This is a genomic window from Ramlibacter sp. (assembly GCF_035706265.1).
Classification (GTDB): Bacteria; Pseudomonadota; Gammaproteobacteria; order Burkholderiales; family Burkholderiaceae_C; genus Ramlibacter.
The window spans coordinates 1-13,348 of sequence record NZ_DASSVG010000202.1; the positions used below are offsets into that span (position 1 = coordinate 1).

The window sequence follows — 13,348 nt, forward strand, 5'->3', positions numbered from 1 at the left end:
CTCTGGGGGAGGGCCGGGGTGGGGGCGCTCCGGCCGCCCTGACCGCTCATTGCCCGCGCAGGCACGTCCTCGTTCTCGTGCGTGATGTCGTCCTTCTCGTCGGGCGGAACCGGCGCCGCGCCGCCGCGTGCCCCCACCCCTGCCCTCCCGCGCTGGGGGAGGGAGTCCTGCGCCGTGCCCGCGGTGGTGCCTTGCACCGAGACCGCCGTTTCGCGCACATTCCCCGCCCCTTCCACCTCGAGCCGGATCAACTCCGCCCCCACGGCCATCACCTGCCCCGGCTGGCCGCCGAGCGATTGCACCTTGCCCGCCACCGGCGAGGGGATCTCCACCGTCGCCTTGTCGGTCATCACGTCGGCCAGGATCTGGTCTTCCTTGACCGTGTCGCCCGGCTGCACGTGCCAGGCCACCAGTTCCACTTCGGCGATGCCTTCGCCGATGTCGGGCATCTTGATCGCATAGAGTCCCATGTCAGGCCTCCACCGCGCGCCGGAAGGCGGCGCCCACGCGGGCCGGTCCCGGGAAATAGGCCCATTCGGTCGCGTGCGGATACGGCGTGTCCCAGCCCGCCACGCGCTCGATCGGCGCTTCCAGGTGGTAGAAGCAGTGCTCCTGCACCAGCGAGGCGATCTCGGCGCCGAAGCCGCTGGTCTTGGTGGCTTCGTGCACCACCACGCAGCGGCCGGTCTTGCGCACCGATTCCAGCACCGTGTCCAGGTCCATCGGCCACAGGGAACGCAGGTCGATGATCTCGGCGTCGATGCCGGTCTCCTCCGCCGCCGCTTGCGAGACCCACACCATCGTCCCGTAGGTCACCACGGTGAGCTGCTTGCCGGGCCGCACCACCGCCGCCGACTCCAGCGGCACCTTGTAGTAGCCCTCGGGCACCTTGCCCAGCGGATGCTTGGACCACGGCGTCACGGGCCGGTCGTGGTGGCCGTCGAACGGCCCGTTGTAGAGGCGCTTGGGCTCGAGGAACACCACCGGGTCGTCGCACTCGATCGATGCGATCAGCAGCCCCTTGGCGTCGTAGGGATTGCTCGGGATCACGGTGCGCAGGCCGCAGACGTGCGTGAACAGCGCCTCGGGGCTCTGGCTGTGGGTCTGGCCGCCGTAGATGCCGCCGCCGCAGGGCATGCGGATCGTCATCGGGCAGGTGAAGTCGCCGGCCGAGCGGTGGCGCAGGCGCGCCGCCTCCGACACGATCTGGTCGTAGGCCGGATAGAAGTAGTCGGCGAACTGGATCTCCACCACCGGCCGCAGGCCGTAGGCGCCCATGCCCACGCCCACGCCGACGATGCCGCCTTCGTTGATCGGCGTGTCGAAGCAGCGCGCCTTGCCGTACTTGGCCTGCAGGCCTTCGGTGACGCGGAACACGCCGCCGAAATAGCCGACGTCCTCGCCGAACACCACCACGTTGTCGTCGCGCTCCATGGTCACGTCCAGGGCGCTGCGCAACGCCTGGATCATCGTCATGGGCTTCGCCTCACCCGCGGCCGAGGCCACCTGGGCTTCCTTCGTCTTCGTCAGCATTCTTCAGACCCCCAACTCTTGTCTCTGGCGGCGCAGGTGCGCGGGCATCTCGGCGTACACGTCCTCGAACATGGTCGCCGCGCTCGGGATGTGGCCATCGAGCAGCGTGCCGTGGCTCTCGGCTTCCTTCTGCGCCGCGGCCACTTCGGCCTCCAGCTCCAGTTGCACCTGCTGGTGCTCCTGCTCGGACCAGGCGCCCAGGCCGATCAGGTGCTGCTTGAGGCGCTGCACCGGGTCGCCGAGCGGGAAGCGCTCCCAGTCGTCGGCCGGCCGGTACTTGGAAGGGTCGTCGGAAGTGGAATGGGCGCCGGCGCGGTAGGTCACCCACTCGATCAGCGTCGGGCCGAGGTTGGAGCGCGCGCGCTCCGCGGCCCAGCGCGAGGCCGCCAGCACGGCGAGGAAGTCGTTGCCGTCCACCCGCAGGGAGGCGATGCCGTTGCCCACCCCGCGCGCGGCGAAGCTGGTCGACTCGCCGCCCGCCACCGCCTGGAAGGTGGAGATCGCCCACTGGTTGTTGACGACGTTCAGGATCACCGGCGCGCGGTAGACGTGGGCGAAGGTGAGCGCGTTGTGGAAGTCGGATTCGGCCGTGGCGCCGTCGCCGATCCAGCCCGAGGCGATGCGCGTGTCGCCCTTGATCGCCGAAGCCATGGCCCAGCCCACCGCCTGGATGAACTGGGTGCCGAGGTTGCCGGAGATCGAGAAGAAGCCGGCCCGCTTGTACGAATACATCACCGGCAGCTGCCGGCCCTTGATCGGGTCGCCCTCGTTGGACAGCAGCTGGCACATCAGCTCCGCCATCGGGATGTCGTCGCGCGAAAGCAGCAGGCCCTGCTGCCGGTAGGTGGGGAAGCACATGTCGCCCGGTTCCAGCGCCTGCGCATGCGCCACCGCGACCGCCTCCTCGCCCAGGCACTGCATGTAGAAGGAGATCTTCTTCTGCCGCTGGGCGATCAGCATGCGGGCGTCGAAGATGCGCGTCTTCATCATCGCGCGCAGGCCCTTGCGCAGCTGCGCGGGGCTGACCTCCGGCACCCAGGGACCGACGGCGCGGCCGTCCGGATCGAGCACGCGGATCAGCGCGTAGGCGAGGTCCTGGGTGTCGAAGTGGGAGGTGTCCACCGGCGGCCTGCGCACCGCGCCGGCCTCGGAAACGTGCAGATAGGAGAAATCGGTCGGACTGCCGGGGCGGCCGGAAGGCTCCGGCACGTGCAAGCGCAATGGCTCGTGCTGGCTCATCGAGTATGTCTCCGCGCGATCGTGTCGCGCCTCATTGTGGAGGGCAGAGCGCGATGGCGGGTGGCCGCGCGCTCCCCGAACGCCGCGCGGGTGGCGCGACCGTTCGATGATAGCCAAAGCCGGGCTGGGCCGGGGATCACCCCTGCACGTTTGTCCGGATGGACGAGCTCGCGGCGGCAGAGAAAGCTGCGCGCTTCGCGACCGCCGGAGAGAATGAAAGCATGCGCTTCCTTGCGTCCGCGGCCCTGGCCGCCTGCAGCCTGCTCGCCGCCTGCACCTCGGCGCCGCGCGTGCCCGAGGGCCTGGTGGGCAGCGAGCACCGGGTGCGCGTCGCCTCGCGGGCGCCGGGGCTCGCCGGCCACGAAGGGCAGCTGTACCTGCGCGAGCTCGCGCCCGCGCAGGACGCGCCGCGCGGCGCCCGCCCGGTGGTGCTGTTCGTGCACGGCGCCGGCACGCCCGCGGAGGTGTCCTTCGATTCCCGCCGCAGCGACTACAGCTGGCTCGCGTTCGTGGCCCAGGCCGGCTTCGACGTGTTCGCGCTGGACCTGACGGGCTACGGCCGTTCCACCCGGCCGCCCGCCATGGGCGACCCCTGCAACGTCGCCAAGGCGCAGCAGGCGCGCTTCATACCGATGCTGATCAAGGCCGGCTGCACGCCCTCGCACCCGACGCCCATCACCACCGTCGCCTCGGACTGGCACGACATCGACACCACGGTCGATTTCCTGCGCGCGCTGCGCGGCGTGGAACGGGTCTCGATGGTGGGCTGGTCGCAGGGCGGCCCGCGCATCGCGGGCTATGCCGCCCGGCATCCCGAGAAGGTGGACCGCATCGTGGTGCTCGCGCCTGCCTACCGACGCAATTCGCCGCTGGAGCCGCCCGACCCGCTGCCGCGCCTGGACGGCTCGATGACGGTGCAGTCGCGCGCCGACTTCATCGCCAACTGGGACCGGCAGGTGGGCTGCCCGGCACAGTACGACAAGCAGGCCGCCGCCACGATCTTCGACGAGATGCTGGCGTCGGACCCGATCGGCGCGCGGTGGGCCGAAGGCGTGCGGCGCGCCCCCGCGGTGCCGACCTGGGGCTTCAACCAGGCCGTGGTGGCGCGCCTGAAGACGCCCTTCCTGATGGTGGCCGGCGAATACGACAAGCAGGTGGACCCGAAACGCGTGCGCGAGCTGTACGAGGACTGGGGCGGCGCCGACAAGGTCTTCGTCGACCTGGGCTGCTCCTCCCACAACGCGATGTGGGAGAAGAACCGCCGCCTGCTCTATCAGGCCACGGTGGACTGGCTGCGCGACGGCAAGGTGCAGGGGCTGCGCCAGGGCACGTTGCGCATGGGGGACTGAGGGCGCGGCGCCCGAGCTGCGCCCTTGGGCGCACGGCGCGCTGGACTCAGAGCCGCGCGTCGACCGCCGCCGCCGGCAGGATCCCCTTGACGTCGAAGATCACCGCGCCGGGCCGGCCGTAGGCCTGGACGCCGCTCACCCCGAGCTCCAGGAACTCGCGGTGCGCCACCGCGACCACGATGGCGCCATAGGCGCCCTGCTCCGGCGGATCCGCCAGGCAGCGCAGGCCGTACTCGTGGTCCGCCTGCGCGATGTCGATCCACGGGTCGTACACGTCCACCTTCAGGTTGTAGCCTTCCAGCGCGTGCACGATGTCGACCACCTTGGAGTTGCGCACGTCGGGGCAGTTCTCCTTGAAGGTCAGGCCCAGCACCAGCACCCGGTCGCCCAGCACCGGCTGGCCCTTGCGCAGCATCAGCTTCACCGTGGTGTCGGCGACGTGCCGGCCCATGTTGTCGTTGATGCGGCGGCCGGCCAGGATCACCTCCGGGTGGTAACCCACTTCCTGCGCCTTGTGCGTCAGGTAGTAGGGATCGACGCCGATGCAGTGACCGCCCACCAGGCCGGGGCGGAAGGGCAGGAAGTTCCACTTGGTGCCGGCCGCCTGCAGTACCTCCTGGGTGTCGATTCCCAGGCGGTGGAAGATCAGGCTCAGCTCGTTCATCAGCGCGATGTTCACGTCGCGCTGGGTGTTCTCGATCACCTTGGCCGCCTCGGCCACGCGGATGCTGCTCGCCTTGTGCGTCCCGGCCGCCACCACCTGCCCATAGAGCGCGTCGATCGCGTCGGCCGCCTCCGGCGTGCTGCCGCTGGTGACCTTGCGGATCGAGGGCAGGCGGTGCTCCTTGTCGCCGGGATTGATCCGCTCCGGGCTGTAGCCGCAGAAGAAGTCCTCGTTGAAGCGCAGGCCGCTCGCCTGCTCCAGCACCGGCACGCACACCTCCTCGGTCGCGCCGGGGTAGACCGTCGATTCGTACACCACGATGTCACCCGGCTTGAGCGCGCGGCCGACCGTGCGGCTCGCGGACACCAGCGGCTGCAGGTCGGGCCGGTTGGCGCGGTCCACCGGCGTCGGCACGGTCACGATGAAGACCTGCGCCTGCTGCAGCTCCGCGGGGTCGGCGCTGAAGCGCAGCTGCCGCGCCTCCTTCAGCTCCGTGTGGCTGCATTCGAGCGTGTGGTCGTCGCCGGCCTGCAGTTCGGCCACCCGCCGCGGGTTGACGTCGAAGCCGATCACCGGCCGCCGCTTGCCGAACTCCACCGCCAGCGGCAGCCCCACGTAGCCCAGGCCGATCACGGCCAGGGTCCTGTCTTCAAGATTCATGAGCGAGTTCCCTCCCGTGGTACGCCCGGTACCAGTCGACGAAATGCCGCAGGCCGACGGCCAGCGGAGTGAAGCGATGCGGCGTGCCGAGCAAGGCGCCGATACGGGTGGCGTCGGCGCAGGTGGCGGGCACGTCGCCCGGCTGCATGGGCAGCAGCTGCATCTGCGCGTTCACCCCGAGCGTCTGCGCCAGGGTGGCGACGAATTCCCGCAGCTGCACCGGCTGGCTGCCTCCGATGTTGAGGACGCGCTGCGGCGGGGCGCCCTCCGGCGGCTGGTCCAGCACGGCCAGCACGCCCGCCACGATGTCGTCGATGTAGGTGAAGTCGCGCAGCATGCGGCCGTGGTTGAACACCGGCACGGGCTCCCCCGCCAGCATGGCGCTGGCGAATTTCCAGCACGCCATGTCGGGCCGGCCCCAGGGGCCGTAGACGGTGAAGAAGCGCAGTCCGGTGCACGGGAAGCCGTACAGGTGCGCATAGCTGTGCGCCATCAGCTCGTTGGCCTTCTTGGTGGCGGCGTACAGGCTCACCGGGCGGTCGACGGGGTCGTCCTCGGAGAACGGCAGCTTGGTGTTGCCGCCGTAGACGCTGGAGCTGCTGGCGTAGACGAGGTGTTCGACGTCCTGCGCGCGGCAGCCCTCCAGCACGTTGAGGAAGCCGACCAGGTTGGCCTGGGCGTAGGTGTGCGGATGCGTGATCGAGTGGCGCACGCCGGCCTGGGCCGCGAGGTGCACGACGCGGCGGAAGCGGTGCGCACCGAAGAGCCGCATGAGGCCGGCCCCGTCCGCGATGTCGAGGCGTTCGAAGGCGAAGCCCGCGTGCCGGCGCAGGCGCGCCAGCCGCGCCTGCTTCAGGGCCGGGTCGTAGTAGTCGTTGAGGCTGTCCAGGCCCAGCACCTGCTCGCCGCGCGCCAGCAGCGCCTGGCACACGTGCATGCCGATGAAGCCGGCCGCACCGGTGACGAGGATCGCGCTCATGCTGCCAGCGCCAGCGGCGTCGCGACGGGCGCCGGTGCGTTGCGTCCCAGCGGGTGGTACTCGATGCCGCAGGCGCGCAGCAGCTCCGGCTCGTACAGGTTGCGGCCGTCGATCACCACCGGCTGGCGCAGCAGCTCGCGCACGCGCTCGAAGTCCGGCGCCCGGTAGGTCTTCCACTCGGTCACCACGATCAGCGCGTCGGCCTGCTCCAGCGCCGCCGTCGGCGATTCGGCGTAGGTGATGGCGGGCAGCTCGCCGAGCGCCTCGCGCGCCCGCTCCATCGCCTCGGGGTCGTGGGCGACGATGCTCGCGCCGCGCGCCGCCAGCTCGCGCACCACCACCAGGCTGGGGGCCTCGCGCACGTCGTCGGTGTCGGGCTTGAAGGCCAGGCCCCAGAGGGCGAAGCGCAGCCCGCCGAGGTCGGGGCCGAAGCGGCGCAGCACCCGGTCCACCAGCACGTGCTTCTGGCGCTCGTTGGCACGCTCGACGGCCGTCAGCACGTGCAGCGGTTCGCCGACGTCGGCGGCGCTGCGCAGCAGGGCCTTCACGTCCTTGGGGAAGCAGGAGCCGCCGTAGCCGCAGCCGGCATAGAGGAAGCGCGGGCCGATGCGCGCATCGGCGCCGATGCCGCGGCGCACCTGCTCGATGTCGGCGCCCAGCTTTTCCGCCAGCAGCGCCATCTCGTTCATGAAGCTGATGCGGGTGGCCAGCATCGCGTTGGCGGCGTACTTGGTGAGTTCTGCCGAGCGCACGTCCATCAGCACCAGCTTGTCGCGCTGGCGCTGGAAGGGGGCGTACAGCGCGCGCATCAGGAGGGCCGCGCGTTCGTCGTCGACGCCGACCACGATGCGATCGGGCCGCATGAAGTCCTCGACGGCGGCGCCTTCCTTCAGGAACTCGGGGTTGGAGACCACCGAGAACGGGATCTTCTGCATGCCGCGCGCCGCCAGCGCCGCGGCGATCTCCTCGCGCACTGCGTCGGCCGTGCCCACCGGCACCGTGCTCTTGTCGATCACGAGCTTGTAGTCGCTCATGTGGCAGCCGATCGCGCGGGCCGCGGCCAGCACGTGCTGCATGTCGGCCGAGCCGTCCTCGCCGGGCGGGGTGCCCACCGCGATGAACTGCAGGGTGCCGAAGCGCACGCCTTCGCGCACGTCGGCGCTGAAGTGCAGCCGGCCCTCGGTCATGTTGCGCAGCACGATCTCCTTCAGCCCGGGTTCGAAGATCGGCAGGTCGCCGGCGCGCAGGCGCTCGATCTTGCGGGCGTCGAGGTCGACGCACAGGACGTCGTTGCCCATTTCGGCGAAGCAGGCCCCGGTGACGAGGCCGACGTAGCCGGTACCGACGATGGTGAGTTTCATGAAAGGCGTCCGTGGTTCAGAAGTTGACGGTCATGCCGAGCTCGATCGAGCTCGCCGGGTCCCTGCGGTTGGGCGCGAAGGCGCTGCCGGGGCGGAAGTGCGCGTACTTGAGGACGAACTCCACCCGGCGCGATTCGCGGATGGCCAGCAGCACGTCGATCTCGCGTCCGAGCGAACGGCCGCTGCCGGCCGGATCGGTGGAAAGCCGCGAGCCGAGCAGCGTGCTGGAGGGCCGCACCTGCCGGTAGTGGTGCACCAGCAGTTCGAGCGAGGATTTCTGGCCGAAGCGCAGGCCGGTGCCGGCCGTGAGCACCTCCACGTTGGAGAGCTCCGGCTGCAGCAGCTCGCCGTAGCGCTGCCAGCGCTTCACGCCGGCGAAGCGGTTCTTGTTCTCCTGCAGCCCGGTCTGGCGGAACTGCTCGGAGCCGCGCGCATAGGCGAACGTGAGCAGGGGCTGCAGCGGCAGGTCGAAGACGGCGCTGGCGCCGAAGTCCAGCGCGTGGCCGTGCAGGCGGCGGGTCCTGGTGGAGCCGGCCACCATGCGGCCGTCGTCGCGTTCCTCGAAGCCGGTCACCTGCTCGCGCCCGCGGAAAGCCGCCACGTCGGCCCAGTACAGCACGCGGTCCACCGCGCCCTTGCCGCGCCAGTCGCCGCTGGCCCGCAGGCCGAACCACTGGGCGTCGAGGTCGCTCGGGTCGGTGCGGTCCTCGTCGTGGTAGACGTCGCCCGGCTCCGGCCGCGACGAGCCGTCGCGCTGCACCATCCAGAACGCATCGACCGAGTGCCGCTTCGCCCAGCGCCAGCTGGCCTGGCCGAACCAGCGCGTGACGCCGTTCGTGTCCGGCTCGACGCCGTGCCCGGCGGAGGACTTGCGGGCCGTCTCGTGCACGAGGCCGGTATCGAGCTGCCACGTCTTGCCCGGGTAGCGCAGGCGCAGGCCGTCGAGGTCCTCGTCCCACCACCAGGCGCGCCGATCGAGCAGCGTGATGCGGCCGACCTGGAACTGCCACGGGGTGTCCCACAGGCGCTCGCGCTGCAGCCACATGGGCCCGCGCTCCATCGAGTGGTCCACCTCCGTGCCGGGCGTGCCCTGGGTGCGCCGCACGTCGCGCAGGCCGACCAGCTGCATGAACAGCTCGGTGCGGTCGCCGAACCGCGTGCGCGCCTCCAGCTGCACTTCGTGCTCGCGCACGATGCGATCGCGCTCGCGGGCGTCGTTCAGGTCGAAGTTGTCGCGCCACTCGCTGGTGAATTCCCAGCTGCCCCCCACTTCCACGGGGTGGCCCCCGATGTCCAGCGTGATCGGCTGATCGGGGCGGCGCTCGTCGCGCGTCTCCATCTGGGCCTGCGCGGTGGTGGGCTGCGGCGACACCGCCTCGCCGGCAGCGGCCAGCGCGGGGACGGCGAGCAGCGCCAGGATCAGACGGCTGGGGCGCAGTGGAATTCGCATGGGGCAAGGGAAGACAGCAGCGCGCGCATGCCGCGCCAGTTCAGACGGGGGTGGCGCGCCACGGCGGCCAGCAGGCCGGCCAGGCAATCCAGCTCTTCGCGCGCCATCGCGCCGTGGTGCAGCATCAGGCCCAGCGGCGCGCCGTCGGCGGCGCGCGCACGCAGGGCCTGCACGAGGGCAGAGGCGACGGCGGCCGCGCCGCCTTCGCGCCAGTGCCGCGACCAGTCGACGTCCACCGGCAGTTCCGGCAGCGCGGACTGCGCCGGCTGCGCGCTGCGGTCGCGCGAGAGCGCTTCGAAGCCGAGGCCGGCCAGCACGCCGGGCAGCGCTGCACTGCAGCGGTTCCAGGGCGGGGTGAACCAGGGCTGCACGCGCGCACCCAGCCAGTCCTCCAGCAGCGCCCGGCCCAGCGCGATGTCCTTGCGCTGCGCGGCGGCGTCGCGGGCGGCACCGAACTCGCTCTTGCGACCGGCGGCCTCGTGGTTGCCGTGCGTGAAGCCATGCTGGTGCACGGCCACCAGGTCCGGGGCCGCATCGATGCGCGCGCGCAGTTCGGCCGCCAGTGCGGGGCCGATCGCCGCAGGAATGGCGGCCAGGTCGATCGGCACGCCGGCGCGCTGCGTCACGTCCAGCAGCGCGAGCAGGCGCGCGTCCTCCCAGCCGGCATCGTCGTCGCGCATGAACACCTGCACGCCGGCCGGCAGCGCGTCCAGCGCGGGGATCAGCAGGTCGACCATGCCAGCTCCGCTTCCACGCGTTGCGGCTGCACCGCGGTGCCGGCCAGCTGCGCCAGCAGGGTGGCGCTGCGCTCGGCGCCGTCGAGGGCCAGCGCCGCCGGGCGCGGACGGAAGCGCAGCAGCCCCGGCAGCGCCGCGGCCAGCGCGGCGCCATCCAGGAGGTGCGGCTCCATCCATTGCAGCGCGCCGAGCGAAGCCAGGCGGGCCGCGCGCTGCTGCTGCTCGTTTTCGGTGGCGGTGGCGTAGGGCACCACCAGGGCCGGCACCTCCGACACCACGAGGTCCAGCGCGGTGTTGTAGCCGCACTGGCTGATCGAGGCGCGGGCCGTGCACATCACCGCTGCGAGGTCGGGCACGTGGCGCAGCAGGGTGATGCCGGCCAGGCCGGCGGCCTCGTGCCGCAGGGCCTGCCACTGCGGCTCGGGCAGGAAGGGGCCGGCGACGATCTGCATCGGCACGCCGGTGCGCCGGTGCGCATCGAGCGCGGCACGGAACAGGCCGTCGCCCACGATGCCGCCGCCGGCCGACACGATCACGTGCTCGCCCCGGGCGCGCTGCGCGTCGAGCCGGCGCTCCGGCACCACGAAGCCGGTGTGCCACACCGGCGTGCGCAGCACCCGCCGCGGGCGGAAGCTGTCCTCCAGCCGTGCGAAGGCAGCGTCGGAGTGCACCAGCACCGCATCGAAGTAGCGGTTGACCAGCCAGCAGGCGCGGTCGTCGTGGTGCTGCTGGTCCTTGCGGCCGTCCACCAGGATGTCGCGCAGGCTGCAGGCCACCCGGGCGCCGAGGCGGCGGGCGGCGCGGATCATCGGCAGGATCTCGGTGGCGAACTTCTTGCGCCCGAAGGGGAAGAGTTCCACCAGCAGCACGGCCGGCCGGGTGCGCGCCACCGCCTCCTGGATCAGGCGCCGGCGCTCGGCGCGCGCCGTCGCCACGTCGAAGTCGTCGTCGCGGCTGATCACCGCGTGGCCGTCGTCCATGCCCAGCGGCGGCAGGTGGATGCACTGCACGCCGGCCGGCACGCTCACGCCCTGCGGCAGCCGCCCGCCGTTGAGGAAGACGACGCGGAAGCGCTCGCGCAGCGCCCGCGCCAGCGCGAAGCTGCGCGTCAGGTGGCCGATGCCCAGCGAATGCTGGCAGTAGAACAGGAGGGTCGGAAGTTTCGAATCAGCCATGGCGCAGGTCCACCAGGGAAAGGGCCGCCGGCCTGGACGCGGGGGCGAGATGCCCCTTCTCCAGCGTCAGGACGCGGTCGTATCCCGCCAGCGAGGCGGGGTCGTGGGTGATCAGGATCAGGGTGCGGTCGCGGTGCACCCGCGCGACCGCTTCGTGGATCAGGCGCGCCGAGTGCGGGTCCACCGCGGCGGTGGGCTCGTCCATCAGCAGGATCGCCGGCTCGCGCAGCAGCGCACGCGCCAGGCACAGGCGCTGGCGCTGGCCACCGGAGAGGTTGGCGGCGCGTTCGGCCAGCTCGGTGTCGTAGCCCTGGGGCAGGTCGATGATGAATTCGTGGGCGCGGGCGGCGCGCGCGGCGGCCTCGATCTCCTCCATCGTGGCGTCGGGGCGGCCGTAGGCGATGTTCTCGCGCACCGAGACGGCGAACAGCATCGGCTCCTGCGGCACCACGCCGAGCGCGGCGCGCAGGCTGGCGCGGGTGTAGCGGCGGATGTCGATGCCGTCGATCAGGATGCGGCCGGCGCTCGGCTCGGCCAGGCGCAGCAGCAGGTTCATCAGGGTGGACTTGCCGGCCCCCGAAGCCCCGAGCAGCGCCACCCGCTCGCCCGGCGCGATGCGCAGGTTCAGCCCCTGCAGCACGGGCCGGCCCGGCTGGTAGGCGAAGCTCACGTTCTCGAACGTGATCTCGCCGAGCGTGTGCGTGAGGGCGATGGCGTCGGGTGCGTCCTCGGCATCGGGCGCGATGTCCAGGATCTGCGCCACCCGTTCGACGCTGATGCTGGCGCGCGAGAACTTGCCGGCCAGCCGACCGAGGTCGCGCACCGGCTTGTAGAGCGCGGCGACGTAGCTCACGAACACCAGCAGCTCGCCCGGCGTGAGCCGGCCTGCCAGCACCTCGCGTGCGCCCACCAGCACCGTGATCGCGGTGCCGACCGCACTGACGACGGCGATCGCCCGCACGATGGCGCCGTTGACGCGAGCGCTGCGCATCCCGCTTTCGTAGTTGGCGGCGATCTCGCGCCGGAAGCGCTCCTCTTCGGCCTCGTGGCGGCCGAAGGCCTGCACCAGCGCGATGTGGCTCAGGACTTCGTTGAGGCGCGAGGCCATGCGGCCTTCGTGCTTGCGCTGCTCGCGCGCCGCGGCCTTGATGCGGCGATTGAGCAGGTACATCACCAGGAGCAGCGGCGGCAGCGTGGCCGCCACCACCAGCGCCAGCGCGGCGTTGAGCCAGAACATCACGGCCAGCATCGCCAGCAGCGTCACGCCATGGCGGCCGACGGTGAGCAGCCAGTCGGAGAACATGTCGCGCAGCAGGTTGGTGTCGCCCGCCACCTTGGTGATCAGCTCGCCGACGCGCGTGGTGCGGTGGTGCGCCAGCGACAGCCGCTGCAGGTGGGCGAACAGTTCGCCGCGCAGCCGCCAGGTGATGCGGTGGCCGATCCGCGCGCTGGTATAGAGCTGCAGGTAGGCCAGCACGCCCGAGGCCAGCGCGATCACCGCGATCGCCACCGCGCACACCACCAGGGCCGGCCAGGCGCCCAGCGCCAGCAGCGGCTGCAACGCCTGCAGGTCGGGCGGCAGCGGCTTGGCCAGCAGGATGTGGTCGAAGATCAGCTTCATCGGCCAGGGCACCAGCAGCTCGCACAGCACCACGCCCAGCAGCGCGAGCGCGGCCAGGGCGAGCGAGACGCGCTGCTCGCGCAGGCACTCCAGGACGACGGTGCGCAGGCGCGATGTCATGACCGGCACTCCGACTGGGCCTGCAGCGCCAGCGCCTCGGCGCAGGCGAGCCGGCGCTCGAGTTCGCCGCGCCAGCCGGGCAGCTGGAACACGAAGGCGCGGCTCGCGCGCAGCAGCTGCTGCACGGCCAGGTGCCAGGCCAGGCGCACGGGGCAGAAGCGCGAGGGCGCCTGCAGCGCGTAGGCGGCGATCCACGGCGCGCGCGCCAGCTGCGGGTGCGGCTGGTCCGGCAGCCGCACGAGGAAGGCCGCCAGGTCCTGCATGGGGTCGCCCAGCACGAACTCGTCGAAGTCGAACAGCACGATGCGCTCGCCGTCGAACCAGGCCTGGTCGGCGTGGAAGTCGCCGTGGATCGGCACCGGCTCGCAGGGCGGCAGGCCCGCGGCGGCGCGCTCGATGGCGGCCAGGGTCGCGTCGGCCCGCGCGGCCACCTGCGGCAGCGCGCGCACGATCTTCTGGC

At 71.7% G+C, this 13,348-nt stretch carries 12 protein-coding genes; 1 reads left to right on the forward strand and 11 read right to left on the reverse strand.

Going from position 1 to position 13,348, the window contains the following annotated elements:
- The 3 genes from VFM98_RS07455 to VFM98_RS07465 form a co-directional block, all read right to left on the reverse strand.
- Positions 1–470, reverse strand: a 470-nt coding sequence (locus VFM98_RS07455) for a biotin/lipoyl-containing protein (protein WP_325109279.1), incomplete at its 3' end; no start/stop codon positions are given.
- 1 nt (position 471) lies between these two features.
- Entirely contained in the window at positions 472–1,533 is a 1,062-nt protein-coding gene (locus VFM98_RS07460) for an alpha-ketoacid dehydrogenase subunit beta (RefSeq protein ID WP_325109280.1), read from the reverse strand.
- Positions 1,534–1,536: 3 nt separating this feature from the next.
- A complete protein-coding gene (locus VFM98_RS07465; RefSeq protein WP_325109281.1) occupies positions 1,537–2,772 on the reverse strand; it encodes a 3-methyl-2-oxobutanoate dehydrogenase (2-methylpropanoyl-transferring) subunit alpha in 1,236 nt (411 codons plus the stop codon).
- Between the two features lie 221 nt (positions 2,773–2,993).
- Between VFM98_RS07465 and VFM98_RS07470 the strand changes: the two genes are divergently transcribed.
- On the forward strand, positions 2,994–4,121 hold the full coding sequence (locus VFM98_RS07470; protein WP_325109282.1) for an alpha/beta hydrolase: 1,128 nt from the start codon (positions 2,994–2,996) through the stop codon (positions 4,119–4,121).
- 46 nt (positions 4,122–4,167) lie between these two features.
- Here the strand turns inward: VFM98_RS07470 and VFM98_RS07475 are convergent, their stop codons facing one another.
- From VFM98_RS07475 to VFM98_RS07510, 8 genes are all read right to left on the reverse strand, one after another.
- Positions 4,168–5,445 carry a nucleotide sugar dehydrogenase gene (locus VFM98_RS07475; RefSeq protein WP_325109283.1) on the reverse strand — a complete coding sequence of 426 codons (1,278 nt, stop codon included), beginning with the start codon at positions 5,443–5,445 and terminating at the stop codon, positions 4,168–4,170.
- Positions 5,435–6,424 (reverse strand): NAD-dependent epimerase/dehydratase family protein, encoded by a 990-nt coding sequence (locus tag VFM98_RS07480; protein ID WP_325109284.1) that lies wholly within the window; start codon positions 6,422–6,424, stop codon positions 5,435–5,437. Before VFM98_RS07480 ends, VFM98_RS07475 begins: the two co-directional genes overlap by 11 nt.
- Positions 6,421–7,785 (reverse strand): UDP-glucose/GDP-mannose dehydrogenase family protein, encoded by a 1,365-nt coding sequence (locus tag VFM98_RS07485; RefSeq protein ID WP_325109285.1) that lies wholly within the window; start codon positions 7,783–7,785, stop codon positions 6,421–6,423. The genes VFM98_RS07480 and VFM98_RS07485 overlap by 4 nt, the downstream gene beginning before the upstream one ends.
- Positions 7,786–7,801: 16 nt before the next feature.
- Complete coding sequence (locus tag VFM98_RS07490; RefSeq protein WP_325109286.1) at positions 7,802–9,235, reverse strand: alginate export family protein; 1,434 nt, start codon at positions 9,233–9,235, stop codon at positions 7,802–7,804.
- Complete coding sequence (locus VFM98_RS07495) at positions 9,205–9,972, reverse strand: hypothetical protein (protein WP_325109287.1); 768 nt, start codon at positions 9,970–9,972, stop codon at positions 9,205–9,207. Before VFM98_RS07495 ends, VFM98_RS07490 begins: the two co-directional genes overlap by 31 nt.
- Complete coding sequence (locus VFM98_RS07500) at positions 9,957–11,147, reverse strand: glycosyltransferase family protein (RefSeq protein WP_325109288.1); 1,191 nt, start codon at positions 11,145–11,147, stop codon at positions 9,957–9,959. The genes VFM98_RS07495 and VFM98_RS07500 overlap by 16 nt, the downstream gene beginning before the upstream one ends.
- On the reverse strand, positions 11,140–12,888 hold the full coding sequence (locus VFM98_RS07505) for an ABC transporter ATP-binding protein (RefSeq protein ID WP_325109289.1): 1,749 nt from the start codon (positions 12,886–12,888) through the stop codon (positions 11,140–11,142). The genes VFM98_RS07500 and VFM98_RS07505 overlap by 8 nt, the downstream gene beginning before the upstream one ends.
- A partial coding sequence (locus VFM98_RS07510) for a phosphotransferase family protein (RefSeq protein WP_325109290.1) occupies positions 12,885–13,348 on the reverse strand: 464 nt, incomplete at its 5' end. The genes VFM98_RS07505 and VFM98_RS07510, both read right to left, overlap by 4 nt.

Excerpts from the sequence above, each read along its gene's own strand:
- VFM98_RS07460 (WP_325109280.1), bottom strand. The coding sequence starts at position 1,533 with ATGCTGACGAAGACGAAGGAAGCCCAGGTGGCCTCGGCCGCGGGTGAG.
- VFM98_RS07465 (WP_325109281.1), bottom strand. The coding sequence starts at position 2,772 with ATGAGCCAGCACGAGCCATTGCGCTTGCACGTGCCGGAGCCTTCCGGC.
- VFM98_RS07470 (WP_325109282.1), top strand. The coding sequence starts at position 2,994 with ATGCGCTTCCTTGCGTCCGCGGCCCTGGCCGCCTGCAGCCTGCTCGCC.
- VFM98_RS07475 (WP_325109283.1), bottom strand. The coding sequence starts at position 5,445 with ATGAATCTTGAAGACAGGACCCTGGCCGTGATCGGCCTGGGCTACGTG.
- VFM98_RS07480 (WP_325109284.1), bottom strand. The coding sequence starts at position 6,424 with ATGAGCGCGATCCTCGTCACCGGTGCGGCCGGCTTCATCGGCATGCAC.
- VFM98_RS07485 (WP_325109285.1), bottom strand. The coding sequence starts at position 7,785 with ATGAAACTCACCATCGTCGGTACCGGCTACGTCGGCCTCGTCACCGGG.
- VFM98_RS07490 (WP_325109286.1), bottom strand. The coding sequence starts at position 9,235 with ATGCGAATTCCACTGCGCCCCAGCCGTCTGATCCTGGCGCTGCTCGCC.
- VFM98_RS07495 (WP_325109287.1), bottom strand. The coding sequence starts at position 9,972 with ATGGTCGACCTGCTGATCCCCGCGCTGGACGCGCTGCCGGCCGGCGTG.
- VFM98_RS07500 (WP_325109288.1), bottom strand. The coding sequence starts at position 11,147 with ATGGCTGATTCGAAACTTCCGACCCTCCTGTTCTACTGCCAGCATTCG.
- VFM98_RS07505 (WP_325109289.1), bottom strand. The coding sequence starts at position 12,888 with ATGACATCGCGCCTGCGCACCGTCGTCCTGGAGTGCCTGCGCGAGCAG.